Source organism: Cupriavidus sp. H39, from assembly GCF_050271075.1.
Lineage (GTDB): Bacteria > Pseudomonadota > Gammaproteobacteria > Burkholderiales > Burkholderiaceae > Cupriavidus > Cupriavidus necator_B.
Window position 1 is genome coordinate 2,606,055 of sequence record NZ_CP189846.1, and the last position, 23,129, is coordinate 2,629,183.

21 protein-coding genes and 1 pseudogene are annotated in these 23,129 nt (G+C 67.7%); 16 read left to right on the forward strand and 6 right to left on the reverse strand.

Annotated elements, in window-relative coordinates:
- Window positions 1-187: 187 nt before the first annotated feature.
- The 3 genes from ACOCMH_RS12215 to ACOCMH_RS12225 are packed head-to-tail and all read left to right on the forward strand — an operon-like array spanning window position 188 to window position 3,106.
- Window positions 188-1,003, forward strand: a complete 816-nt coding sequence (locus tag ACOCMH_RS12215; RefSeq protein ID WP_427307216.1) for an SDR family NAD(P)-dependent oxidoreductase — start codon at window positions 188-190, stop codon at window positions 1,001-1,003.
- A gap of 37 nt (window positions 1,004-1,040) precedes the next feature.
- Entirely contained in the window at window positions 1,041-2,009 is a 969-nt protein-coding gene (locus ACOCMH_RS12220; RefSeq protein WP_427307217.1) for an alpha/beta hydrolase, read from the forward strand.
- On the forward strand, window positions 2,006-3,106 hold the full coding sequence (locus ACOCMH_RS12225; RefSeq protein WP_427307218.1) for a 3,4-dihydroxy-2-butanone-4-phosphate synthase: 1,101 nt from the start codon (window positions 2,006-2,008) through the stop codon (window positions 3,104-3,106). Before ACOCMH_RS12220 ends, ACOCMH_RS12225 begins: the two co-directional genes overlap by 4 nt.
- Here ACOCMH_RS12225 and ACOCMH_RS12230 read toward each other — a convergent pair.
- The 4 genes from ACOCMH_RS12230 to ACOCMH_RS12245 are packed head-to-tail and all read right to left on the reverse strand — an operon-like array spanning window position 3,081 to window position 7,205.
- Window positions 3,081-4,076 (reverse strand): acetyltransferase, encoded by a 996-nt coding sequence (locus ACOCMH_RS12230; RefSeq protein ID WP_427307219.1) that lies wholly within the window; start codon window positions 4,074-4,076, stop codon window positions 3,081-3,083. The two genes, ACOCMH_RS12225 and ACOCMH_RS12230, sit on opposite strands and share 26 nt — an antisense overlap.
- A 19-nt stretch (window positions 4,077-4,095) precedes the next feature.
- Window positions 4,096-4,887 (reverse strand): SDR family oxidoreductase, encoded by a 792-nt coding sequence (locus ACOCMH_RS12235; protein WP_427307220.1) that lies wholly within the window; start codon window positions 4,885-4,887, stop codon window positions 4,096-4,098.
- Between the two features lie 27 nt (window positions 4,888-4,914).
- Entirely contained in the window at window positions 4,915-6,087 is a 1,173-nt protein-coding gene (locus ACOCMH_RS12240; RefSeq protein ID WP_427307221.1) for a sulfotransferase family protein, read from the reverse strand.
- Window positions 6,084-7,205 (reverse strand): hypothetical protein, encoded by a 1,122-nt coding sequence (locus tag ACOCMH_RS12245; RefSeq protein WP_427307222.1) that lies wholly within the window; start codon window positions 7,203-7,205, stop codon window positions 6,084-6,086. Before ACOCMH_RS12245 ends, ACOCMH_RS12240 begins: the two co-directional genes overlap by 4 nt.
- A gap of 156 nt (window positions 7,206-7,361) precedes the next feature.
- Between ACOCMH_RS12245 and cysD the strand changes: the two genes are divergently transcribed.
- The 3 genes from cysD to ACOCMH_RS12260 all read left to right on the forward strand — a co-directional run bounded on the left by cysD (window position 7,362) and on the right by ACOCMH_RS12260 (window position 11,622).
- Entirely contained in the window at window positions 7,362-8,312 is a 951-nt protein-coding gene (gene cysD, locus ACOCMH_RS12250; RefSeq protein WP_427307223.1) for a sulfate adenylyltransferase subunit CysD, read from the forward strand.
- Complete coding sequence (gene cysN / locus ACOCMH_RS12255) at window positions 8,312-10,234, forward strand: sulfate adenylyltransferase subunit CysN (RefSeq protein WP_427307224.1); 1,923 nt, start codon at window positions 8,312-8,314, stop codon at window positions 10,232-10,234. The genes cysD and cysN overlap by 1 nt, the downstream gene beginning before the upstream one ends.
- Before the next feature lie 251 nt (window positions 10,235-10,485).
- Window positions 10,486-11,622 carry a helix-turn-helix transcriptional regulator gene (locus tag ACOCMH_RS12260; protein ID WP_427307225.1) on the forward strand — a complete coding sequence of 379 codons (1,137 nt, stop codon included), beginning with the start codon at window positions 10,486-10,488 and terminating at the stop codon, window positions 11,620-11,622.
- A gap of 131 nt (window positions 11,623-11,753) precedes the next feature.
- Here ACOCMH_RS12260 and ACOCMH_RS12265 read toward each other — a convergent pair whose 3' ends face one another.
- The gene (locus tag ACOCMH_RS12265) at window positions 11,754-12,080 is read right to left on the reverse strand and encodes a hypothetical protein (RefSeq protein WP_427307226.1); all 327 of its coding nucleotides are present in this window, start codon (window positions 12,078-12,080) and stop codon (window positions 11,754-11,756) included.
- Window positions 12,081-12,113: 33 nt separating this feature from the next.
- Entirely contained in the window at window positions 12,114-12,995 is an 882-nt protein-coding gene (locus ACOCMH_RS12270) for a helix-turn-helix domain-containing protein (protein WP_427307227.1), read from the reverse strand.
- A 242-nt stretch (window positions 12,996-13,237) separates the two neighbouring features.
- On the opposite strand from ACOCMH_RS12270, the gene ACOCMH_RS12275 reads away from it, so the two are divergent.
- From ACOCMH_RS12275 to ACOCMH_RS12320, 10 genes and pseudogenes are all read left to right on the forward strand, one after another.
- Window positions 13,238-14,476 carry an MFS transporter gene (locus ACOCMH_RS12275; RefSeq protein ID WP_427307228.1) on the forward strand — a complete coding sequence of 413 codons (1,239 nt, stop codon included), beginning with the start codon at window positions 13,238-13,240 and terminating at the stop codon, window positions 14,474-14,476.
- 68 nt (window positions 14,477-14,544) lie between these two features.
- Entirely contained in the window at window positions 14,545-15,393 is an 849-nt protein-coding gene (locus tag ACOCMH_RS12280) for a dihydroorotate dehydrogenase electron transfer subunit (protein WP_427307229.1), read from the forward strand.
- A complete protein-coding gene (locus tag ACOCMH_RS12285) occupies window positions 15,386-16,336 on the forward strand; it encodes a dihydroorotate dehydrogenase (RefSeq protein WP_427307230.1) in 951 nt (316 codons plus the stop codon). The genes ACOCMH_RS12280 and ACOCMH_RS12285 overlap by 8 nt, the downstream gene beginning before the upstream one ends.
- 16 nt (window positions 16,337-16,352) lie before the next feature.
- Window positions 16,353-17,624, forward strand: coding sequence for a Zn-dependent hydrolase (locus ACOCMH_RS12290; RefSeq protein WP_427307231.1), 1,272 nt, complete (start codon window positions 16,353-16,355; stop codon window positions 17,622-17,624).
- Window positions 17,621-18,697, forward strand: coding sequence for a dihydroorotase (gene pyrC / locus ACOCMH_RS12295; RefSeq protein WP_427307232.1), 1,077 nt, complete (start codon window positions 17,621-17,623; stop codon window positions 18,695-18,697). Before ACOCMH_RS12290 ends, pyrC begins: the two co-directional genes overlap by 4 nt.
- The gene (gene aspA / locus ACOCMH_RS12300) at window positions 18,694-20,115 is read left to right on the forward strand and encodes an aspartate ammonia-lyase (protein WP_427307233.1); all 1,422 of its coding nucleotides are present in this window, start codon (window positions 18,694-18,696) and stop codon (window positions 20,113-20,115) included. The genes pyrC and aspA overlap by 4 nt, the downstream gene beginning before the upstream one ends.
- The gene (locus tag ACOCMH_RS12305) at window positions 20,112-20,807 is read left to right on the forward strand and encodes an orotate phosphoribosyltransferase (protein ID WP_427307234.1); all 696 of its coding nucleotides are present in this window, start codon (window positions 20,112-20,114) and stop codon (window positions 20,805-20,807) included. The genes aspA and ACOCMH_RS12305 overlap by 4 nt, the downstream gene beginning before the upstream one ends.
- Before the next feature lie 128 nt (window positions 20,808-20,935).
- Window positions 20,936-21,193 (forward strand): annotated as a pseudogene (locus tag ACOCMH_RS12310) (NADP-dependent malic enzyme); the annotation flags it as partial.
- 60 nt (window positions 21,194-21,253) lie between these two features.
- Window positions 21,254-22,321, forward strand: coding sequence for a porin (locus ACOCMH_RS12315; protein WP_427307235.1), 1,068 nt, complete (start codon window positions 21,254-21,256; stop codon window positions 22,319-22,321).
- 293 nt (window positions 22,322-22,614) lie between these two features.
- Window positions 22,615-22,890 carry a hypothetical protein gene (locus tag ACOCMH_RS12320; protein ID WP_427307236.1) on the forward strand — a complete coding sequence of 92 codons (276 nt, stop codon included), beginning with the start codon at window positions 22,615-22,617 and terminating at the stop codon, window positions 22,888-22,890.
- Window positions 22,891-23,129 lie beyond the last annotated feature (239 nt).

Below are 23,129 nucleotides of genomic sequence, written 5' to 3' on the forward strand. Positions count from 1 at the left end.
CGGCCGCGCAAACACATACTCCAAACAGACTAAGGACAGACCCATCCCCGCCCGGCAAGGGCAAACCCCTATGCAACCGGTGTCGCAGGGCCGTCCTTACCCAAACAGACGATGCCCGCGCGCCGCGCCGCCGCTACAACGAGCCATGCGCGGCGATGGACGCCGCCGTTTTCAGGAGACTTCCACCATGGCGGCAACCCCGCGGCAGCAAGCCGCAGTGATCACCGGAGCGGCCAGCGGCATCGGGCGCGCGCTGGCGCAGGCGCTGGCGGCGCAAGGCTACGCGCTGGCGCTGGCCGATATCGATGCCGAAGCGCTCGAAACCGCACGCGCGGCGCTGGCGCACAACGGCGCGAGCGTCGTCGCCGTGCCCACCGACATCTGCGACGCGCGGCAGATCGCGCACCTTTGTGACGAGAGCTTCCGGCAACTGGGTCGTGTCGACCTGCTGTTCAACAACGCCGGCGTGCTGGCCACCGGCCGCTGCTGGGAATTGCCGCCCGAAGTGTTCGACCATGTCATGCGCGTCAACCTGTGGAGCGTGCTGCATGCGCTGCGCTGCTTCGTGCCGCGCATGGCCGCGCAGGGTTCAGGGCATATCGTCAACGTGGCGTCGATGGCGGGCCTCGCCGTCGGGCCCTGGCTGGCGCCCTACACGCTGTCCAAGCAGGCCGTGGTGGCGTTGAGCGAAGGGCTCGCGCTGGAGCTGCAGGCGGCGGGACTGCCGCTGGGCGTGTCCGTGGTCTGCCCCGGTCCGGTCGCCACGGGCATCGCCGCGGGCCTGGACCAGGGCGGGCCGCAGGAAGTGCTCCAGATGAACGGTGCGCTGCGCGGCGGCATTGCCGCCGGCATGACGCCCGACGCGGTCGCGCGCTGCATCCTGGACGGCGTCCGCGCTGGCCGGTTCTGGATCCTGCCGCATGAGCAGGCCGCGCACGCGGCGCTGGCACGTGCGCAGGGCATTGCCGCAGGCAGCGCGCCGTCGTTCGCGTTCCCGGACTGATTCCCCGACCGATCCAACCTGCCATCCAGGAGACACCATGCCGCTCGATCCCCAGGCCCGTGCCATGCTTGAAGCCATGGCCGCCATGCCCAGCCCCGATTTCACCACGCTGCGCGCCGCCGACTACCGCGCCGCGCTGGCGGCCATGCCGGCGTTCGCGCCCGGCGATCCCGTCGCCGCGCAGCAAGACCTCGCCATCGATGGCGCCGCGGGACCGCTGCAGGCCCGCCTCTATCGCCCCGACGCACCTTCCGGCGACAGCGCGGCACGACCGCTGCTGGTGTACTTCCACGGCGGCGGCTTTGTCCTCTGCGGCCTCGATTCGCACGACAACATCTGCCGCAGCCTGGCCCGGCGCAGCGGCGTGCTGGTGCTGTCGGTCGACTACCGGCTTGCGCCCGAGGCACGCTTTCCGGCGGCGGCCGACGATGCCGTCGCCGCGGTGCGCTGGGCCGCCGCGCATGCGGTGCAGCTGGGCGCCGACCCGTGCCGGCTGGCTGTCGCCGGCGACAGTGCCGGCGGCAACCTGGCCGCCGTGGTCTGCCAGCAGCTGCGCGGCAGCGGCATCGCACTGCGGCACCAGCTGCTGCTCTACCCCTGGCTGGACTGCAGCGATGCGGCCACGGCCAGCGCAAGCTATCGCGACTGCGCGCAGGGCTACTTCCTCAGCGCCGCGGAGCTGGACTGGTACCGCGCCCAATACCTCGCCACGCCCGCCGATGCCGATGATGTCCGCGCCAGCCCGCTGCACCAGCGCGACCTGCACGGCCTGCCGCCGGCCACCATCATCACCGCCGAATTCGATCCGCTGCGCGACCAGGGCGAGGCCTACGGCGAGGCGCTGCAGCGCGCGGGCGGCAATGCCGCCGTGCAGCGCTGGCCAGGCCAGTGCCACGGCTTCGCCAGCATGCAGGGGGTGATCGATGCCGCCAGCCACGCGCTGGACGCGGCCGCCGCGTCGCTGCGCCAGGCCTTCGGCGACGACCGCGGCCAGGAGGCAGCATGAGCCCCGCGCCCGCACTGCCGCCGATGGCCGAGGTGCTGGCGGCGCTGGCCGCGGGCCAGCGCGTGGTGGTGCTCGAGGACGAAACCGCGGAAGCCACCGGCTGCGTGCTGGTGGCCGCCGAGCGCGCCACCGAGGCCGACGTCAACTTCATGGCCGCCGAGGCGCGCGGCCTGGTGTGCATGGCCATCACCGAGGCACGCCGCGCGCTGCTGCAACTGCCGCCGATGGCAGCCAGCCAGCGCCAGCGCGAGCGCTACACCGTGTCGATCGAGGCCGCCAGCGGCGTCAGCACCGGCATTTCCGCCGCCGACCGCGCGCTGACGCTGCGCGTGGCGGCGGCGCCGCGCGCCCGGCCGCACGACCTGGTCCAGCCCGGCCATGTCTTCCCGGTGGTGGCGCAGCCGGACGGCGTGCTGCGCCGCGCGGGCTTTGCCGAAGCGTGCTCCGACCTGCCGCGGCTGGCCGGGCGCGTCGCGGCTGGCGCCTACACGATGGTGCTGGATGACGACGGCGAACTGCTGCGCGGACCTGACCTGCTGGCCTTCGCGCGACGCCACGGCCTGCCGGCGGTCTCCGTCAGCGCGCTGATCCACCACCGGTTGCTGACCGAGGGCGCGCTGCGCCGTACCCGCTCGACCGAACTGGCCACGCCGTTCGGGCGCTTCACCGTGCACGCCTACCATGACGCGCCGGTGGACGCGCTCCACCTGGCGCTGGTGCTCGGCCAGCCCGATTCGCAGACACCCGTGCTGACCCGCGTCCAGGCAGTCGAAATGCAGCGCGACGTGCTGGCCTTCGACGCGCCCGCGCCGCCGGCGTGGAACCTGGAGCGCGCGCTGGAACGGATCGGCGCCGAAGGCTGCGGCGTGCTGGTGCTGCTGGATGAGCGCGAGTCGCCGCAGCAACGGCTGGAACGGCTGGCCGCCCCGTCCGCCACGGCGCCCGCGCCGGCCTTCGCGCAGCGCGCGCTCGGCGTCGGCGCGCAGATCCTGCGCGACGTGGGCGCGCATAAGCTGCGCCTGCTGAGCCATCCGGTGCCGTATCGCGCCGTCACCGGCTTCGACCTGGAGGTTACGGAGTTTGTCCCGCCGGGCTGAGCGGCGCGCCGAAGCAGTCGGCAAAGCTGCGCGTGAAGCGCTCCACGTCGGCGTCGGGCAGGTGGTTGATGCCACCGGCCAGGCGCCGCCCGCCGCCGGTCTCGAAGGCGCGGCAGAAGTCTGCCGCGCCGGTAACGCTGTGCGCCGGCACCCGCACGCTGACCACGAAGCCGCCGCCGGACCGGGGCGACAGCAGGCCGATCGCATCGCCGGGACGCCCGCGCACCAGCTCGTTGGCCAGCACGCCGATCGCGCGCCGTGCCCACGGTGCGTCGGGCAGCACCAGCAGCGCGGCCCCGGGCATCTCATGCACGGGCGATAGCCGGCGCGCCTGGGCCATGTCGTCCTCGTAGCCCTCGCACAGCAGCGTGTAGGTGGCGCACTGCGCGGCGAAGTCCAGCGGGTCGGCGAAGGGCAGCATGTGCTGCGCGAGTTCGCCGGGATCGTAATGCAGGTCGGCCAGGCACTCGCCGTACGCGTTGTAGTTCAGGCAGGTGCCGAGCCGTTCCAGCACCGCCGTCTGGCATCCGTCCAGTCCCAGCTGCGCCGCCATGCTGCGCGCCACATCGCCGAGGTTATCGCCGAAGGCCGCGGTGATCGCCCAGCGCCGGTGGCGGCCGGCAAGGTGGCGGTCGACCAGGATGCTGGTGCAGACTTGCGCCCCCTCGTCGATATGCGCGCGCAGCCCGGCATGCGCCGGCAGCTCGCCGGCATGGTGGTGGTCGAAGTAGTCCACCCGGACGCCGGCGCCAAGCAGCCGCAGCAGCCCCCTGCGGTTCTGTTCGAGCGAGATGTCCAGCGCCGTCACGGTATCGCCGTCACGGGCGTCGATCCGCTCGAGCAACCGGATATCGCGCTTGACGCCGGTCACCAGCGTGGCATCGCTGGCGTGCAAATGATGGGCCAGGCGCAGCTGCTGCAGGGCGCACAGGCCGTCGGCGTCGCCGTTGAAGGCAAAGTAGCGTGTCATGGCATGCGGTGCGGAGGGCTCAGGGCATGAAATCGCCACCATTGGCGTCCAGCGAGGCGCCGGTGATGGCCCTGGCGTAGTCTGACACGAGAAACAGTGCCGCGCGCGCGCAATCGTCGTCGGTCGGCATGCGGCCCAGCGCAATCTGCGCGGTGACCGGTGCGATCACCTGGTCTTCGCTCACGCCCTGCTCGGCGGCGGCATGGCGCACATAGCCCTGCACCGGCGCGCCCCACATCCACCCCATGAAGATGCTGTTGGCGCGGATGCCATGCGGGCCGAGCTCGCGCGCCAGGTACTTGACCGCCACCGCCAGCGCGCCCTTGGACGCCGCGTAGCCCGATTCGCCGGGCATCGGCTTGCGCGTGGCCTGGGTGTTGATCATCACGATGGCGCCGCCGCCCTGCGGCTTCATCAGCGCGGCCACTTCCTGCGTCAGCGTCATGGTGCCGAAGACGTTGGTGTCGAACACCTGGCGCCATACGTCCAGGTCGGCGGCTTCCACCGGCTCGGGAAAGTTGCCGTGCTGGAAGGCGCTGTTGACCAGCGCGTCGATGCGGCCGAAGCGGCGCAGGGTTTCGCCGGCCAGGTGGCGGGACTGGGCGCGGTCAGTGATGTCGGTCACCACCTTGAGGACTTCACAGTCCGCGCCCAGTGCATCGATGCGGGCCTGGGCCTCGTCCAGCCTGGCGGCGGTGCGCGCGGCAATGGCAACGGCGCGGGCGCCCTCGCGCGCCGCTTCTACCGCCAGCTTGATGCCCAGGCCCGGGCCAATGCCGGATACGATGACGATCTTGTCTTTCAGCAGCATGTGGTGGTCTCCTCGTTGTTTTCTGTCTTAGTCGCGGCCCCGCACATGGCGCGCGCGATAGCCGGCGAAATCGCGTTCCAGCTGTGCCTGGCTGAGGCCAAACTGTTCCGGCGTATAGGCGTGCGCCGCACGCTGGTTGCGCGGGTTGCTTTCCATCCACGCCCACATGCCGGCGCGTGCGGCCTCGGTCAGCGGCACGCCGGCGAAGCGACAGACCGCCTGCGCCACGCCGAACGGATCGCGCACCGAGTCCTCGAAGCGCACGTCGAGGAAGCGCTCGGCAAGCATGGCGTCGCGCACGGCCATAGCGTGGTGGGTGCCGCGCCGCATCTGTTCGCTCCATTGGCGGCCCACCACGACCGGATCCGGCGCATCGGCGTACATCTTCCACAGCGTATACGCCATGCTGGCCATCGACGGGATGGTCTGCACCGGATCGCGATGGGTCAGTACCACCTGCGCGCCCGGGAATACCCGGAACAGCACCTCCAGCGTATGCAGGTGCTGCGGGGTCTTCAGCACCCAGCGCTGCGCCGCCGGTGTCTCCGCGCGCTGGCGCTTCTGCCACTGCAGGAACTGCAGCATGGTCTTCAGGCAGGCATAGACCTCGGTGTGGTCCTGGCGCGCCAGCCAGCCGGTGTAGGACGGCACATTGGCGTAGGAATCCATCGCGCACAGGAACGAATGCTCCATCAGCATGAATTCCTCGTCCGCGGCCATCGCGTCGAGCGGGTGGATGGCAAGGATGTCCGGAATCAGGCGGATCATCTGCGCAACCTCCTCGCGCGCCGCGGCGATGCGCCGGCTGGGGTCGCGCACGTCCTCGCCGGGCAGCGGCGCCGGGTAGCGGGTCTCCCACCACGCCGCCGAGCAGAAGCGCGCATCGGTGGCCAGCATGCGCTGCAGCAGGGTGGTGCCGGTGCGCGGCAGGCCGACGATGACCAGCGGGTCTTCCACGCGCTCGTGCAGGATTTCCGGATGGCGCCGGCAGTAGTCCTGGATCACCAGACGGTTCACCAGCTGGCCCTGCAGCTTGCCCGCCAGCATTTGCGAGCCTTGCGGCGACAGCTTGGCCTCGCGCGCCAGCGAGTCGGACAGCACCTGCAGCGCCTCCCGGTAGTTGCCTGGGCCGAAGTCGGCCAGGCCGCCGGCCTGCTCGCTCGCCTGCGCCAGCAGGCGCTCCACGTTGATGGCGTTCATGCGTTGTTCTCCCCGAATTCTTCATTGAGCGAGGCAAGCTTGACCACGCGCGTGCGCGGATGCGCCGGCTGCGTCGCGCCCACCCAGCGCCAGCACATGGTGCCGTGGTGATGGCCGGCGGTTTCCAGCCAGTTGGGCCGGCCCGGATCGCGCGCGCTGAGGATGACCGTGACGCCGCCGCCGGCATCGAGCCGGGCGCCGTGCTTGTTGATGCAGATGTCGTGGTAGCGGTAGTCGAGCGACTCCATCCAGTAATTGTTGATCTGGAAGTTCCAGAACTCGCAGTCCGGCACGCGGTCGACCTGGACCACCAGCGCCTCGTCATCCGCGAGCCGCCAGCAGGAGTGGTAGTAGAAGATATTGGGATCGCCGCCCGCCGCCTGGCAGACCGCCTGGTCCGCGGGCGGCAGCGCGTTGACATGGCCGGCATAACCCCTGGCCCATTCGGCAAAGATGCGCGCGGTGCCCTCGACAAAGCCCGCGGCGCGCAGCAGGCCGCCGTGCAGGCGTTCGGCGCTCAGCACGGGCGGCTTGCCGTGCCCGTCGATGCGCTCGATCTGCAGTTCGGCCGGGGTCTCCGCCTTGCGGTCGAGGAAGGTCTGGCGCACCACCAGCGCATTGGTGGCCGGCTCCATGCGCACCCAGTTGCCCGGCTGCGGCGCGGCGCTGAGGACGATCCCGAAATGCCCGTCCGGCGCCACCGCAAGCTGGTTGCTGTCGAGGAAACCAGTCTGGACCATGCGCCCGTCGGTTTCGTAGCCGCCCTTCTGCGTGCCGAAGCTGAGATACGCCACCGTGCCGCGCCGGCCGCGGATGCGATACGCCGCGTTGCCGTCCAGGCGCGCGTAGCGGTACAGGTTGTCCGGATTGTCCGCGCCGATCTTGGCGGTTTCGTGCGACGGCGAGAAAAAGCCGGGGAACGCCGGATCGGCGAACTCGACGTGCATTTCCAGCGCAATGCGCAGCAGGCGGCTCAGGTAGCGGAAGCCCTCGGCGCGCGTCAGCGCGTCCGTCGGCGCTTCGGGGCGCAGGATCTGCTGCCCGCTGCGCTTGAGCACTTCGCAAAACTCGGCCCAGGTCTGGCCGCTCAGCAATTGGTCTTCGGCGGAGATCGCCATCTGCCTGCTCCCGTGGTTGGTCGGCGCAGCAACGATACCCAGCGCCGGCCCAGCCCTTCCTCGTCCGGGTGGACTAGGAAATGCGTGCCGCGCACCGCGATTTCTTAGTCCGCCCGGACGAAGTGCCGCGAGGCCCCGGCTCGCTACCTTGTGGCCATGCCGGATCCCTGCAACGGGGCGGCACAACCAAGAGGACAAGAGGAGAACCCGATGTTGACCCACCTGGAGCAACTGGAGGCGGAGAGCATCCACATCATGCGGGAGGTGGTGGCGGAATGCGAAAACCCCGTCATGCTCTATTCGATCGGCAAGGACAGCGCCGTGATGCTGCACCTGGCGATGAAGGCCTTCCATCCGGCGCGGCCGCCGTTCCCGCTGCTGCATGTCGATACCACGTGGAAATTCCGCGAGATGATCGCATTCCGCGACCAGACCGTGGCACGGCTGGGGCTGGACCTGCGCGTGCATATCAACCCCGAAGGGCTGGCACGCCATATCAGCCCGCACGAGCACGGCTCGGCCGTCCACACCGACGTCTGGAAAACGCAAGGCCTGAAGCAGGCGCTAGACCACTATGGCTTTGACGCGGCCTTCGGCGGCGCGCGCCGCGACGAAGAGAAGTCCCGGGCCAAGGAGCGCGTGTTCTCGGTACGCACCGCGCAGCACCGCTGGGATCCCAAGATGCAGCGTCCTGAACTCTGGCGCCAGTACAACACGCGCAAGCGCAAGGGCGAGAGCCTGCGCGTGTTCCCGCTGTCGAACTGGACCGAGCTCGACATCTGGCAATACATCTACCTCAACGAGATCCCGATCGTGCCGCTCTACTTTGCCCGGGAACGGCCGGTGGTGGAGCGCGACGGCACGCTGATCATGGTCGACGACGAGCGCCTGCCGCTGCGCCCCGGCGAGACCCCGCAGCTGCGCAAGGTGCGCTTCCGCACGCTGGGCTGCTACCCGCTCACCGGAGCGATCGAGAGCGACGCCGACACGCTCGGCGGCATCATCCAGGAAATGCTGCGGGCGACCACCTCGGAGCGCCAGGGACGGCTGATCGACAGCGATTCGGCCGGTTCGATGGAGAAGAAAAAACAGGAGGGATACTTCTGATGGAAACCCTGATCGATAACGCGCCAGCGCTGGCGCAACCCGCTGGCTCGCCACAGGATGTCGCACACTATCTGCGCGCCCAGCAGAGCAAGAGCCTGCTGCGCTTCATTACCTGCGGCAGTGTCGACGACGGCAAGAGCACGCTGATCGGCAGGCTGCTGTATGAATCGAAGATGCTGTTCGAAGACCAGCTCGCCCAGCTCGAGGCCGACTCGAAGAAGATGGGCACGCAGGGCGAGGACCTCGACTTCGCGCTGCTGGTGGACGGCCTGGCCGCCGAGCGCGAGCAGGGCATCACCATCGACGTGGCGTACCGCTTCTTCGCCACCGACAAGCGCAAGTTCATCGTCGCCGACACACCGGGCCATGAACAGTACACCCGCAACATGGTCACCGGCGCCTCCACCGCCGACCTCGCCATCCTGCTGGTGGACGCGCGCCGCGGCGTGCAGACGCAGACGCGCCGCCACAGCTACCTGGTGGCCACGCTCGGCATCCGGCGCGTGGTGCTGGCCGTCAACAAGCTCGACATGGTGGACTATTCGCGCGAGGTCCATACGCGCATCGAGAACGAGTACCGCGCGTTCGCGCGGCAGATCGGCCTGACCGATATCGTCTGCATCCCCATGTCGGCGCTGCGCGGCGACAACATCACCGAGCCCAGCGCCAATACACCGTGGTACCAGGGCCCGACGCTGATGGCTCACCTGGAAAGCGTGCCGATCGACCACGCGCCCGCCCACGACGAGTCGTTCCGGATGCCGGTGCAATGGGTCAACCGCCCGAACCTGGACTTCCGCGGCTTTGCCGGCACCGTCAGCGCCGGCGAAATCCGCGCCGGCGACCGCGTGCGCGCGCTGCCCTCCGGGCGCGAGAGCCGCGTCGCCGGCATCATCGGCGCCAGCGGCGCCTGCGCGCACGCGGTGCGCGGCCAGGCGGTGACGCTGACGCTGGAAGACGAGATCGACGTCAGCCGCGGCGACGTGCTGGCGTGCGCCGAAGACCCGCCGGCGGTGGCCGACCAGTTCGAGGCCACGCTAGTCTGGATGAACGAGGACGCCATGCTGCCCGGGCGCCCTTACCTGCTCAAGCTCGGCACGCGCACCGTGGGCGTGACCGTGGCGCAGCCCAAGTACAAGATCAACGTCAACACGCTCGAGCACCTGGCCGCGCGCACGCTGGAGCTGAACGAGATCGGCGTATGCAACCTGCACCTCGACCAGCCGGTGGCGTTCGACCCCTACGCGCGCAACCGCGAGCTGGGCGGCTTCATCCTGATCGACCGCCTCACCAACAACACGGTCGGCGCCGGCATGCTGCACTTTGCGCTGCGCCGGGCGCAGAACGTGCACTGGCAGGCCATCGACGTGGACCGCCGCGCGCATGCCGCGCTCAAGCACCAGTCGCCGCGCATCGTCTGGTTTACCGGGCTCTCCGGCGCGGGCAAGTCCACCATCGCCAACCTGGTGGAAAAGCGCTTGCATGCGCTCGGCCACCACACCTACCTGCTCGACGGCGACAACGTGCGCCACGGCCTGAACAAGGACCTCGGCTTCTCCGAGGCCGACCGCGTCGAGAACATCCGGCGCGTGGCCGAGGTGGCCAGGCTGATGCTGGATGCCGGGCTGATCGTGCTGGTGTCGTTCATCTCGCCGTTCCGCTCGGAACGCGATATGGCACGCGCGCTGGCCGGGGATGGCGAGTTCATCGAAGTCTTCATCGACACCCCGCTGGCGGTGGCCGAGCAGCGCGACCCCAAGGGCCTGTACCGCAAGGCGCGTCGCGGCGAACTGAAGAACTTCACCGGCATCGATTCGCCCTATGAGCCGCCCGAGCACCCGGAAATCCGCATCGACACCACCGGCGCCAGCGCCGAGCAGGCGGCGGAGCGGATCGTGGCGTGGCTAAGGGACAGGCCCTAGGCGGAATGGACGATGAGGCGGCGGGCAGGGGCGGTACGATGGGATGCGGTGCAGGCGGCGGTGTGCGAAAGCGTCAGCGCTTGCCACCGCCCCACGCAATCGCACCCCTCTCCCGCGCAGTGGGAGAGGGGTGGGGGTGAGGGCCTGAGCATCCACGAAGTCAAGGCACAACGTGCTTGGCGGGCGCTCACCCTCACCCCCGGCCCCTCTCCCGCAAGCGGGAGAGGGGAGCAAACCATCGAGCCGCCATCATGCTGCCACCCCTCCCAGCCGCCGAGCTGAGCGCCCTGCTCGCCCAGCTCTATCAGGGGCCGACGGAAACCGTACCGTGGGCCGGCTTCCTGGAAAGCATGCGCCAGCGACTGGCCGCCGCCTTCGTCACGCTGGTGCTGCGCCACCCCGCCACCGACCGCCCCGGCCTGATCGTCAACGCCTCCGACTACGGCCCCCACCTGCCGGGCGAGCCTTCGTACAGCGAGCAGTACTACGCGCTGTGTCCCTTCCTGGACCTGCACCCCGACCGGCTCTTCAGCGCCGACGAACTGTTCGGCGAGACCGGCTGGCTGGCGCATCCGTTCTACACGCAATACCTGCAGCCGCTTGGCCTGCGCTACATCCTGGCCGCCAACCTGGTCACGCCCGATGGTGTGGAATGCGCGCTGTTCATCAGCCGCATTGCAACGGGACAAGACTTCGGCGGCGCCGAGAAGACGCTGCTGCAGGCGCTGCTGCCGCACCTGAAGCGCGCCGTCGACCTGCATGCCGCGCTCGACGTCCTTGCCTCCGAGCGCTCCCTTTACGCCGATGCCGTCGACCGCCTGCAGGTGGGCACGGTCATCCTGGACGAGCACGGCAGGTGCATCCGGACCAACGATGTCGCCGGGCGCCTGCTGCGCGCCCGCGACGGCCTCTACCTGGCTGACGGCGCGCTGCACGCGCATTGCCCGATGGAAAACCGCAGTTTCCGCAAGATCCTGGAGGGCGCCGCGCAGGCCCACGCGCTGGCCGCGCCGCGCAGCGAAGTCACCACGCTCAGCCGTCCCGCCGCGCCGACGCCGCTCAGCGTACTGGTGCGGCCCATCCCCCTCAGCTACCGCACCGAGGACAAGGCCCGCCGTCCCGCGGTGGCGGTCTTCATCCGCGATCCCGCGGGCTCGCCGCGCAACACCCACGCCAGCCTGCGCAAGCTGTTCCACCTGACGCCTACCGAAATCGAACTGGCCCTGCTGATGGTCGACGGCCTGACGCTCGATGAAGCCGCGGCGCGGCTTGGCGTGAAGAAGAACACGGCACGGGCGCACTTGCGCGGCATCTTTGCCAAGACCGGGGCGACGCGGCAGGCGGTGCTGGTGAAGATGTTGCTGTCGAGCGTGGTGGGGATGGGATAAGGGGCGAGGGGATTCGATGGCCGCGAAGTTGATCGAGGAGCGGAATCGGTCCAAGCGCTACCCCCGATCCTGCACATCTGCAACAGTCCGGAAGAACGCCATCGCTACGTCGTCGCTGTCTTGCGCCAACCTTAAAAGAGCTGGCGCCGACCATCGTAGTCGAGAACGATCTGGTTCATCGCAGCGACCAGTGCCGGATCGCCACCGTCGAGCGATTGCTCGATCGCGCGCATATAGCCCAGCAACTGCGCCTGCGCTGCATTGGCAACCTCGGTGGTGATGCCTTCGTCGTCATGCAGAATCACATACGATCGTGCGAAGCCATATATCAGGAAGTAGGCCGCGGCGTGGCGCGGATCGGCGGATATCAGCGCCTGCGACTGTTGCTTGACCGTGAGAAAGGCGTCCGTTCCCGGAACGCTGTTGGCGAATTGCTCGGTAACCGTCTTAAAGTCCATGGGATGTCTCTCAGGGGAAAAAAAGCGAATGGTTCAGACCTGCTGCAACATGCGCCGCAACAGGCCAGCTCCGTCGGGGCCCTTGTAGGCGCGCTGCCAGAGAGCCTCGACCATATTGGTGTAAAGCGACACCGCCTCCGGCGCGGCGGTCACCGAGGCGATGCCGGCTGAAATGTTGGGAAACTCGCCGAAGCGGAATGGGCTGATGGCAACGTATGAGCCGGTGGGCCGCTCGAAGACCTGGAACGTGGCGTTCGGCATGCTTTCGTTGACGATGCCGATCTGCATGCCTGCGTACTGCTGTTCAAGCAACACGGCAATGCGCTCCACCTCCGCGCGCGCCGCCAGCGACCGCTCCATGCGGGTCGCGGGCGGCAGGTCCATCCTGCCGATCAGCCCGAAATGAACGAAACGTTCGAGCTCGCGCAAGCCGATCAGGCTGAGGATTGGCGCGGGATGCGACGCATAGGATTCCTTCCGCTCGCGCAGCAAGGCCATGATTGCCTGGACCCGGCCGTCATCGTTGTCGCCGCTCTCTCTCAGCATCTGCTCGAGATAGCGCTCGTAGTCCGGCGAGGTCAGCAGGAATGAAATCGGCTCGAAATGCGCCAGGATGCGGGTAGCGCCCTGCTCTAGCTGGCGCATCCGTTCGATGTAGGCGATGGCCGACGGGTAGTATTCCGTGCCGGCGCCCAGCAGCGATTCCAGCGAGGTATCGAGGATGCCGGCCAGGCGCTCGAGCGTCTCGATCTTGACGATCTCCCCTTTCTCCATCCGGTAGACCGCCGCCCGCGAAATGCCCAGCACTTCGGCGACCTGCTCGGCCCGCAGCTGCGCGCCAAGACGGTAAGCACGCAGCCGCGCCCCCAGTGCCTCGAAGTCGATTCCGCACGTGCCGGTGGCGCGACGTTCCATTTCAGTCTCAATAATTAGATTTCCGCCACTATAGCATGGGCCGGCTGCCCTGCGCATCGCCCGTGCGGTGAGGCTAGGGAAAAACCCGGAAGGGCCGCAAAAACGCTTGCCATCCCTTCATGCGCCGCATAGTCTAAAAAAAAAGATTTTCACTGCGACTGCGCCAGCCTGGCCTGCCACCCGAGGCAATGGGAGCGACGCAGTGCTTTTTGATAGCCTTTCAGTCTAAAAATGGAGACAGCATGACAAGCCAGCCCCTGACCCAACCCGTAGCTGCGACGGAGGCGCCAACTTCTCCCTACGCGTGGAAAGCCCTGGCGGGATCCGCCATCGGCTACGCCATGGACGGGTTCGACCTGCTGATCCTGGGCTTCATGCTGCCGGCGATCAGCGCCGCGCTTGCCCTGACGACCGGCCAGTCCGGCGCGCTGGTGACATGGACGCTGGTCGGCGCCGTGGCCGGCGGCATCATCTTCGGCGCGCTGAGCGACCGCTATGGTCGCGTCCGGGTGCTCACGTGGACCATCGTGCTGTTCGCGGTGTTCACCGGCATGTGCGCCGTGGCGCAGGGCTTCTGGGACCTGCTGGTCTACCGCACCATTGCCGGCATCGGCCTGGGCGGCGAGTTTGGCATTGGCATGGCGCTGGCCGCCGAGGCGTGGCCGGCCAGCAAGCGTGCGCGCGTGTCGTCCTATGTCGCGCTGGGATGGCAATCGGGCGTGCTGATGGCCGCGCTGCTGACGCCCTTGCTGTTGCCTGTGGTGGGTTGGCGCGGGATGTTCGTGGTCGGGGTGCTGCCGGCGCTGGTGGCATGGTTTATCCGCAACCGCCTGCACGAGCCCGAAGTCTTCGTGCGCAGCGCGCGCACGGAAAAGAAGCCCAATGCATTCAAGCTGCTCGTCGCCGACGGCAAGACCACGCGCACGAGCCTGGGCATCGTGGTCCTGTGTTCGGTCCAGAACTTCGGTTACTACGGCATCATGATCTGGCTGCCGACCTACCTGTCCAGGGCGCTGGGATTTTCGCTGACCAAATCGGCGTTGTGGACCTCGGTCACTATCGTCGGCATGATGATCGGCGTCTATGTCTTTGGCCACCTGGCTGACCGTATCGGGCGCAAGCCGACCTTCCTGATCTTCCAGGCAGGCGCGGTGGCGATGGTACTGGCCTACGCCAGGTTGGACGACCCCATGACCATGCTGTGGGCCGGTGCGGTCATGGGCATGTTCGTCAACGGCATGATCGGCGGCTACGGCGCACTGATTTCCGAGGCCTACCCCACCGCGGCACGCGCCACGGCGCAGAACGTGCTGTTCAACATTGGCCGGGCGGTGGGCGGGCTTGGGCCGATCGTGGTCGGCGCCATCGCGGCCGCGTATTCGTTCCAGCTTGCGATCGCGCTGCTCGCGAGCATCTATGTGGTCGACATGATCGCCACCATCTTCCTGATCCCCGAACTGAAGGGCGTGGAACTGGAATAACTCCGGCGCCCTCCAGGCATTCCTTCGCTGCGCCGTCCGGCGCAGCCCCATCCTCAGGAGTCACCAACATGTGTGCCACTGTGTGTAGCGCGGATTCCGCGGCTACCGTAGCCTCCTATCGCTGTCGGATCGTTGAACATTACTGGGTCAATCAGCGCTACAAGTACCTCCGGCTGCAAGCGGATGCCCCGATCGCGCCGCTGACCCGGCCCGGGCAGTTCTACCAGCTCGGCTGCCCCGCCACTGCCGACGCGCAGCCGTTCCTGCTGCGGCCGATGAGCGTCTATGGCGCTGGCCCGGAAAGCGGGCGCATCGAATTCCTCTACAACGTCACCGGCGTCGGCACGCGGGCAATGGCGACCCTGCCGGTTGACGGCCATCTGGATATCGTCGGCCCGCTCGGCAATACCTTCTCGTTCAAGCCGTCGTTCCGGCGCATCCTCGTGGTCGCGCGCGGCGTCGGACTGGCAACGATGGCGCCGTTGATCCGCCAGGCCGCCGAGGCCGGCACCGCCATTACCGCGATCATGTCGGCGCGTAGCGCGGGTGACCTGATGGAGAAGGAATTCCTGCGCGGCGCCAGCGCGGAGGTGCACGCCGTGCTCGATGCCGACGGCACCTCTTCGGTCGAGGCGGTCGAGGCCCTGGCCCGCCGGCTGATCGACACGCAACGCCCCGATGCCGTCTACACCTGCGGCTCGCATCGCCTGCTGATGCTGCTGCAGCGCGTGCTGCAGGACCATCCCGGCATCCAGGGCGAAGTTGCCATGGAGCAGCGCATGGCGTGCGGCATGGGCGTGTGCCTGTCGTGCGTGCGGCTGTTCGATTGCGACGGCGACAAGCAGTTCCTGCGCGTCTGCCGCGAGGGTCCCGTTTTCAAGATTCGTGAAGTGGTTGGGGAGGTGGAATTTGGCTAATCTGACTGTCCGGGTTGGCGACCTGACGTTGCGCAACCCCGTGATGCCCGCATCCGGCTGCTTCGCCATCGAATACCGCGAGGCGATGGATCTCAACCAGCTTGGCGCGCTGGTCATCAAGAGCGTCTCGCCGAAGTCGCGCGCGGGCAACCCCACGCCGCGCGTGGCTGAGACCTTCAGCGGCATGCTGAATTCGATCGGCATCCCGAGCAAGGGACTCGATTACTACCGCAAGGAAGTCCTGCCCGCCTATACGGCGTACGACACCCCGGTGGTGGTATCGATTTCCGCCGATACCGCCGAGGAGTTTGCCGCCGCTTGCGAAGAGATGTCGTTGCCGGAAGTCGACGTGATCGAAGCCAACATCTCGTGCCCCAACCTGGAAGCGGACGGCATGGCCTTCGCCATGCTTCCCGAGACCACCTACAAGGCAGTTTCCGCCATCCGTCGCCGCACCCGGCACCCGTTCTGGGTCAAGCTGACGCCCAACGCCGGCAATATCGCCGCGGTGGCCCGCGCGGCCGAGGAAGCCGGCGCCGATGCGATCGTGATGGGCAACACCGTGCTGGGCATGGCGATTGATATCCGCACACGCAAGCCCAAGCTGGGCAATGCGATGGGCGGCCTGTCGGGGCCCGCGATCAAGCCGATTGCGCTGCGCCTGGTGCACCAGTGCTATCGCGCCGTGCGCATTCCCATCATTGGCTGCGGCGGCATCCAGAGCGCCGATGACGCGGTCGAATTCATGCTGGCAGGCGCGTCCGCCATCCAGGTCGGCACCGCCTCGTTCCGGGACCCTGCGGTCATGCAAAAGATCATCGACGGGCTCGGGGCGTATTGCGACCAGGCCGGCGTCGCCGCGATCCGCGACCTGACCGGGCAGGTGATCCTCGACCGCCAGCTCAGCGACCGCTGGCTGCGCTTTGCCCAGCAGTCGGGTTGAGCAACGGGGCCTAGCCATGGACATCCTGGAACTCAAGCCGCTGGCCGAGCAGTTGTTCGCAGACATCGGCGCGCTGTCGTTCGACGGCGTCGGCATTACCCGCGACAGCTATGGTGCCGGCGAATCGGCAGCGGTCGACTACCTGCGGCGCTTTGCCGGGGAGCACCGGCTGCAAGTGCAGAGCGACCGGGCCGCGAACCTTGTCTTCGCCCTGCCCGACGAGGACGCCGGCGCGCCTGCCGCATGGGTCGGCTCGCATATCGATTCCGTTCCCCAGGGCGGCAACTTCGACGGCCTGGCGGGGATTGTCGCCGGCCTGCTGTGCCTGCTCGCGCGAAAGGCGCAAGGCATCTCCGCTGCCGCGCCGCTGCGCGTCATCGCCTTTCGTGGCGAGGAAAGCGCCTGGTTTGGCAAAGCCTACATGGGATCGGGCGCCGCGCTGGGCAAGCTGACCACCGACGACCTGGCGCTGAAGCACCGCAGTTCCGGCAAGGCGCTCGCGGATTGCATGGCGGCCGCGGGCGCGGACATCGAAGCCATTGCCGCACAGCAACCCTTGTTCGACCGCGCCGCGGCGGCGGCATATCTTGAACTGCATATCGAACAAGGTCCGGTGATGGTGGCACGCAAGCTGCCGGTGGCGGTGGTGCCCGGCATTCGCGGCAACGTGCGGCACAACCTGATCACCTGCCTCGGCGAAGCCGGCCATTCCGGCGCCGTGCCCCGCTGGCTGCGCAAGGATGCGATGTTTGCCGTGGCCGAACTGATCACGCGGCTCGACGAACACTGGAAGGTGCTGCTGGAACGCGGCATCGACCTGGTGGTGACCACAGGAATCGTGTCCACCGATCCCGCCGAGCATTCGATTTCCCGGATTCCGGGGAAGGTCAGTTTCAGCTTCGAGGCGCGCAGCAAGAGCGTGGACACGCTGGAAGGTTTCTACCAGTTGCTGCGCACGGAATGCAAGGCCATCGGCCGCGACCGTGGCGTGCATTTCGAGTTCGACCGCCGCATCGAATCGGCGCCCGCGACGATGGACCCGGCGCTGTCGGGCCTGTTGCGCGACGCGTGTGCCGGCGCCGGCGTGCCGGTCGAGATGGTGCCGAGCGGCGCCGGGCACGATGCCTCGCTGTTCGCCAATGCCGGCATTCCCACCGCCATGCTCTTCGTACGCAACGAGCACGGTTCGCACAATCCGGACGAGGCGATGGACCTGGATGATTTCATGCTCGGCACGCAAGTCATGTATCGGGCACTTGAAGGCATTCCATCCGGGAGACAGGCATGACCGTGCAGACCCTGCCCATCCGCCGCCCGGACGACTGGCACCTGCACCTGCGCGACGCCGACCTGCTGCGCGCGGTGCTCCCGGCGTCGGCCCGCCAGTTCGGCCGTGCCATCGTGATGCCCAACCTGAAGCCGCCGGTGACCACCGCGGAAGCCGCCATGGCCTATCGTGAATGTATCCTTGGCGTATTGCCGCCGGGGTCCGAGTTCACGCCGCTGATGACCTGCTACCTGTGCGACACCACCGATCCGGCGGACATCCGCGCCGGCTTTGACGCCGGTGCCTTTGTCGCCGCAAAGCTGTATCCCGCCGGCGCCACCACCCACTCCGAATACGGCGTGACGTCGATCGACCGCATCGCCGGCGTGCTGGCTGTCATGCAGGACATCGGCATGCCGCTGCTGATCCATGGCGAAAGCACCGATCCGGCGGTCGATGTCTTTGACCGCGAAGCCGTCTTCCTGCACGCCACGCTGCGGCCATTGCTGGCGCGCTACCCACGTTTGAAAGTGGTGCTGGAACACATCACCACCGCCGAGGCCGCCGACTTCGTCATGCGCGACCCCAGCGGCAGGCTGGCAGCCACCATCACGCCGCAGCACCTGATGTTCAACCGCAATGCCATGTTTGCGGGCGGCATCCGGCCGCACCACTACTGCCTGCCGGTACTGAAGCGCGAGCGGCACCGGCTGGCGCTGCGGCACGCCGCCACCTCGGGCTCGCCGGCATTTTTCCTCGGCACCGATTCGGCGCCGCATGACACCGGCGCCAAGGAGTCCGCCTGCGGTTGCGCCGGCATCTTCAGTGCGCCGGTCGCGCTGCAAGCCTACGTGACCGTGTTCGACGAGGAACAGGCACTGGATCGCTTCGAAGCCTTCGCCAGCGACAACGGCGCGCGCTTCTACGGCATGCCGCCGAACCAGCAGACCATCACCTTGCACCGCAGCCCCACGCACGTGTCCGGGCAGATCGATTTGCCGGACGGCCGGCGCATCCGCCCGTTCCTTTTCGGCGAGACGCTGCCATGGACGCTCGCCTGGCCGGACGATGACCTTGATCGGATCGCATCATGACCCATACCTATCGCACCGAAGCCGACCTGCTTGGCGAACGCCAGGTGCCGGCCGACGCCTACTACGGCGTCCACACCCTGCGCGCCGCGGAGAACTTTCAGATCAGCGGCACCCCCATCTCCTCATGGCCGGAACTGATCATTGCGCTGGCCTCGGTCAAGCAGGCCGCCGCCGAGGCCAATGCCGAACTCGGCCTGTTGCCGGCCGACCTGCGCGACGCCATCCTGGCTGCCTGCCATGACGTGCGCGAAGGCATGCTGCACGACCAGTTCATTGTCGACACGATCCAGGGCGGCGCCGGCACCTCGACGAACATGAATGCCAACGAGGTCATCTGCAACCGCGCGCTGGAACACATGGGGCACCGCAAGGGCGAATACCAGTTCCTGCACCCGAACGAGCACGTGAACATGGCGCAGAGCACCAACGACGTCTATCCCACGGCGCTGCGCATTGCCACCTACTTTGCCATCGGGCACCTGCTTGAAGCGATGGAAACCCTGCGCGCTGCCTTTGACCGCAAGTCGAATGAATTCTCCGGCCTGCTCAAGCTCGGCCGCACCCAGTTGCAGGATGCGGTGCCGATGACGCTCGGCCAGGAGTTCTCCACGTATGCGGTCATGCTCGAGGAAGACATGGCGCGCCTGCGCGAAACCGCCCTGCTGATCCGCGAGATCAACCTCGGCGCAACCGCGATCGGCACCGGCATTACCGCGCATCCCGACTACGCGCCCAAGGCCTTGTCCGCATTGCGGCGGATCACCGGCATCGACCTGTGCCTGGCCCCCAACCTGGTGGAAGCCACGCAGGATTGCGGCGCCTTCGTGCAGATCTCGGGCGTGCTCAAGCGCATCGCCGTCAAGCTGTCCAAGACGTGCAATGACTTGCGGCTGTTGTCGAGCGGTCCGCGCGCCGGCTTCGGCGAGATCAACCTGCCGCCGATGCAGGCGGGATCGTCGATCATGCCGGGCAAGGTCAACCCGGTTATCCCGGAAGTCGTGAACCAGATCGCCTTCGAAGTCTTCGGCAACGACATCACCATCACCTTTGCCGCCGAGGCCGGCCAGTTGCAGCTCAATGCCTTCGAGCCGGTCATCGCCGCGAGCCTGCTGCGCAGCTTCCGGCATTTGACCAATGGCTGCGTGACGCTGGCACAAAAATGCGTCGACGGCATTACCGCGAACCCTGAACGCCTGCGCGAGACCATCGAGCGTTCGATCGCACTGGTTACGGCGCTCAATCCCGTGATCGGGTACAAGAACGCGACCTCGGTCGCCGCCGAGGCCCATGCCAGGGGCACCACCATACGCGAAGTGGTGCTGGCACGGGGCCTGATGACCGCCGAGGCACTCGACGAAGCCTTGCGCCCCGAAACGCTGATCCGGCCGCGTCCCGACAAGCTGGAGGGCAAGCCATGAACGAGGGCGTCTTCATGCACCGCCATCGCAATGCGCTCACGCTCCAGAAATCGGTCGGACGAGCGCTGCTCGAGGCCGGCTGCGTTCGCTTCCGCGGCGACGAGCCATTCCGCCTGCCCTCGGGTTGGGCCAGCCCGGTCTACATCGATTGCCGCCGGCTGATTTCCTACCCGGCCTTGCGTCGCGCGCTGTTGCAGCGCGGCCTGCAACTGTTGCGCGAGCGCGGCCGTCTGCAACGCATCGACGTGGTCGCCGGCGCGGAATCGAGTGGTATCGCGTTCGCCGCGTGGGTCGCCGAAGCGCTTGACCTGCCGCTGGTCTACGTGCGCAAGGAAGCCCGCGGCCTCGGCCCCGCCGCGCAAGTCGTCGGCGACCTCCGCGCCGGCGACCGCGTGCTGCTGGTCGACGACATGATGGCTGCGGGCCGGTCCAAGGCGAATTTCTGCGCGGCACTGTCCGACGCCGGCGCGGTCGTGCAGGACATCCTGGTCCTGTTCGACTACGGCACGTTCCCGACACAGGCGGCCCTGTCCCGCTGGCGGCCGGACGTCCATGCCCTGGCTACGTGGCGCGACATCCTCGACGCGGCGCGCGATGCCCGCGAAGTCGCAGCAGCACACCTGGCCGAGCTGCAAGCCTTCCTGGCAGACCCGCCACGCTGGTCCGGCCAGCACGGCGGCATCGCCGCCTAGATCTCAACCACAAACCGTTTGCCAGCCTTTCGCCCGTCATGCACGGGCGGCGGCCCCTTTTTTCCCGATTTTCCTGAATCCCCGCCATGGACGACGCCTTCAGACAAAGCGCCCTCGCCTATCACCGCGGCGCGACCACGATCACCGAATCGATGAAGCTGGCGTGCGTCCACGCGCTGGCCGCGTTGGCCGAAGAGGCCCCCGGGCATGAAGTCGCCGCTGCCTACCCCGGCGAGTCCTTCGCGTTTGGTCCCGACTACCTGATCCCGAAGCCGTTCGATCCGCGCCTGATCACCCGCCTGGCGCCCGCGGTCGCCCAGGCGGCCATCGACGCCGGCGTCGCGCGCCGGCCGATCGCGGACATGGCGGCCTATCGCTCGCAACTCGCGGCACGTCGGCGGCAAGCCTTCCCACACCCCACCAACTGAAAACAATCGGAGGAGACCATGCATCTGAAACACCGGGCCCTGGCGACAGCCGCCATGGCCGCAAGCCTTGCGCAGCCTGCACCGGCCCAAGCGGGCGTCAGCCTTTACGGCCAGGTCGACGCCTTCGTCGGCAGCACCCGCGCCGCGGGCGGCGAGCGTACCGCGATCCTCGGCGCGGGCGGCATGCAGACCTCGTACTGGGGCATGCGCGGCACCGAAGAGCTGGGCGACGGGCTCAAGGCCATCTTCGACCTGAATGGCTTCTACCGGGTCGACACGGGGCGCTCCGGTCGCTCCGACACCGACGGCTTCCTGACGCGCAGCGCCTATGCCGGCCTGCAATCGTCGAAGTACGGCACAGTGCGGCTCGGCCGCAACACCACGCCATACTTCCTGTCGACGATCCTGTTCAATCCGCTGGTCGATTCCTACCATTTCGGCCCATCGATCTTTCACACCTACAAGACGGCCTCCGACGGACGCGTGTTCGACCCCGGCATCATCGGCGATTCGGGGTGGTCGAACTCGGTCGTGTATTCGTCGCCAACGGCCGGCGGCCTGACCGTGAACCTGATCTATGCGTTCGGCGAGCAGCCGGGCAGCACGGGCCAGAACAAATGGGGCGGCAATCTCACTTACTTTGCCGGCGCCTTCGCCGCCACAGCCGCGTTCCAGCAAGTCCGGTTCAACACCGTGCCCGGCGACGTCACGGCCCCCGCGGCGCTCACCGGCTTCGACAAGCAGACCGCGGCGCAGCTTGGCGTCAGCTATGACTTCGGTGTCGCCAAGCTGTTCGGGCAGGCACAGTACATCCGTACCGCGGTCAATGGCGCGCAGGGCGATATCCGGCACGCCAACGGGCAGGTCGGCGTGTCGATTCCTGTCGGGGCGGGCAATGTGTTGACCTCGTACGCCTATGGCAACACACGCAACGACGTGGCCGGGATGGGCCGGCATTCGGCCGCCGTTGCCTATGACTACAACTTGTCGAAGCGGACCGACCTGTATGCCGCGTATTTCTACGACCGCTTGACGGGGCAGCCGCATGCCGAGACGATAGGCGCCGGCATGCGGCATCGGTTCTAGCTGTTGGCGACTGGACAGAGTTGGCGCAGAGCGCCCCTGGTGATGCGGCGCTATCGAATGGCGCCGCGCCATGACCGATCTGCGCACGCCCTCCCTCGCCTTTGGCTGTACCTAGTGCATGAACGACAGGGACGACAAGGCAAGCGGACTGGCCTCTCGCAATCGCTCTGGCCCAGGGTTTTGCCGCTAACAATCCATTACAAACAGGGCGATCGGTTTGCGCTATTCTCCGCAGCCAACATGACGCGGCCAGCGCTGGCCACTGACCCACCAGGCCCGAGGCCGGAGAACTTATGACGAGAATCTGCTCGCTTTTCGTGACGGTCGTGGCCGTGCTGGCAACCGCAGGCACCGCCCATGCGCAGCATATCGTCGGTGGGATGGGCGAAGCAGTCAGGATCGGCGCTTTCTCCGAGCCGGGCCAGGCCAGCCGCAACCGTGGCTTTGCTGCCGACAGCCGTGCCGCCAAGGCAGGCCAGGAACGAACCCGCGCCGCCGCCAGCCAGCAGCCACGACGGGGGGACGCGCGGGCATCGGCTGGATTGCTGCCGGGAAGACATCTGCCCTGACGGCTGGCAGGCGTTCCCGCAAGGGAATAGCTGACAGAGCCAGGCCAGCGGAAATCGAGATCCGGTTTCCTGCGGCCACTGCTACAGCGGATCAAACAGCGCTCTGTCGACGGCGGCCGCTCCTGCTGCTGCCCGCTTCCTCATTCGTCATCGCCCATCTCGCTTGCGCCAACGCGAACGCCGTCTGCCTCGAACGCTCGCGTTGCCTCGCATTGCCTGTCCGTCGTCGATTGTTTCCG

What these genes read in the sequence shown, in the direction of transcription:
- ACOCMH_RS12275 (WP_427307228.1), top strand. Translation starts at nt 13,238, where the DNA reads ATGACAAGCCAGCCCCTGACCCAACCCGTAGCTGCGACGGAGGCGCCA.
- ACOCMH_RS12215 (WP_427307216.1), top strand. Translation starts at nt 188, where the DNA reads ATGGCGGCAACCCCGCGGCAGCAAGCCGCAGTGATCACCGGAGCGGCC.
- ACOCMH_RS12265 (WP_427307226.1), bottom strand. Translation starts at nt 12,080, where the DNA reads ATGGACTTTAAGACGGTTACCGAGCAATTCGCCAACAGCGTTCCGGGA.
- ACOCMH_RS12260 (WP_427307225.1), top strand. Translation starts at nt 10,486, where the DNA reads ATGCTGCCACCCCTCCCAGCCGCCGAGCTGAGCGCCCTGCTCGCCCAG.
- ACOCMH_RS12270 (WP_427307227.1), bottom strand. Translation starts at nt 12,995, where the DNA reads ATGGAACGTCGCGCCACCGGCACGTGCGGAATCGACTTCGAGGCACTG.
- cysN (WP_427307224.1), top strand. Translation starts at nt 8,312, where the DNA reads ATGGAAACCCTGATCGATAACGCGCCAGCGCTGGCGCAACCCGCTGGC.
- ACOCMH_RS12305 (WP_427307234.1), top strand. Translation starts at nt 20,112, where the DNA reads ATGAACGAGGGCGTCTTCATGCACCGCCATCGCAATGCGCTCACGCTC.
- ACOCMH_RS12220 (WP_427307217.1), top strand. Translation starts at nt 1,041, where the DNA reads ATGCCGCTCGATCCCCAGGCCCGTGCCATGCTTGAAGCCATGGCCGCC.
- cysD (WP_427307223.1), top strand. Translation starts at nt 7,362, where the DNA reads ATGCCGGATCCCTGCAACGGGGCGGCACAACCAAGAGGACAAGAGGAG.
- aspA (WP_427307233.1), top strand. Translation starts at nt 18,694, where the DNA reads ATGACCCATACCTATCGCACCGAAGCCGACCTGCTTGGCGAACGCCAG.
- ACOCMH_RS12230 (WP_427307219.1), bottom strand. Translation starts at nt 4,076, where the DNA reads ATGACACGCTACTTTGCCTTCAACGGCGACGCCGACGGCCTGTGCGCC.
- ACOCMH_RS12320 (WP_427307236.1), top strand. Translation starts at nt 22,615, where the DNA reads ATGACGAGAATCTGCTCGCTTTTCGTGACGGTCGTGGCCGTGCTGGCA.
- ACOCMH_RS12235 (WP_427307220.1), bottom strand. Translation starts at nt 4,887, where the DNA reads ATGCTGCTGAAAGACAAGATCGTCATCGTATCCGGCATTGGCCCGGGC.
- ACOCMH_RS12245 (WP_427307222.1), bottom strand. Translation starts at nt 7,205, where the DNA reads ATGGCGATCTCCGCCGAAGACCAATTGCTGAGCGGCCAGACCTGGGCC.
- pyrC (WP_427307232.1), top strand. Translation starts at nt 17,621, where the DNA reads ATGACCGTGCAGACCCTGCCCATCCGCCGCCCGGACGACTGGCACCTG.
- ACOCMH_RS12280 (WP_427307229.1), top strand. Translation starts at nt 14,545, where the DNA reads ATGTGTGCCACTGTGTGTAGCGCGGATTCCGCGGCTACCGTAGCCTCC.
- ACOCMH_RS12290 (WP_427307231.1), top strand. Translation starts at nt 16,353, where the DNA reads ATGGACATCCTGGAACTCAAGCCGCTGGCCGAGCAGTTGTTCGCAGAC.
- ACOCMH_RS12225 (WP_427307218.1), top strand. Translation starts at nt 2,006, where the DNA reads ATGAGCCCCGCGCCCGCACTGCCGCCGATGGCCGAGGTGCTGGCGGCG.
- ACOCMH_RS12315 (WP_427307235.1), top strand. Translation starts at nt 21,254, where the DNA reads ATGCATCTGAAACACCGGGCCCTGGCGACAGCCGCCATGGCCGCAAGC.
- ACOCMH_RS12240 (WP_427307221.1), bottom strand. Translation starts at nt 6,087, where the DNA reads ATGAACGCCATCAACGTGGAGCGCCTGCTGGCGCAGGCGAGCGAGCAG.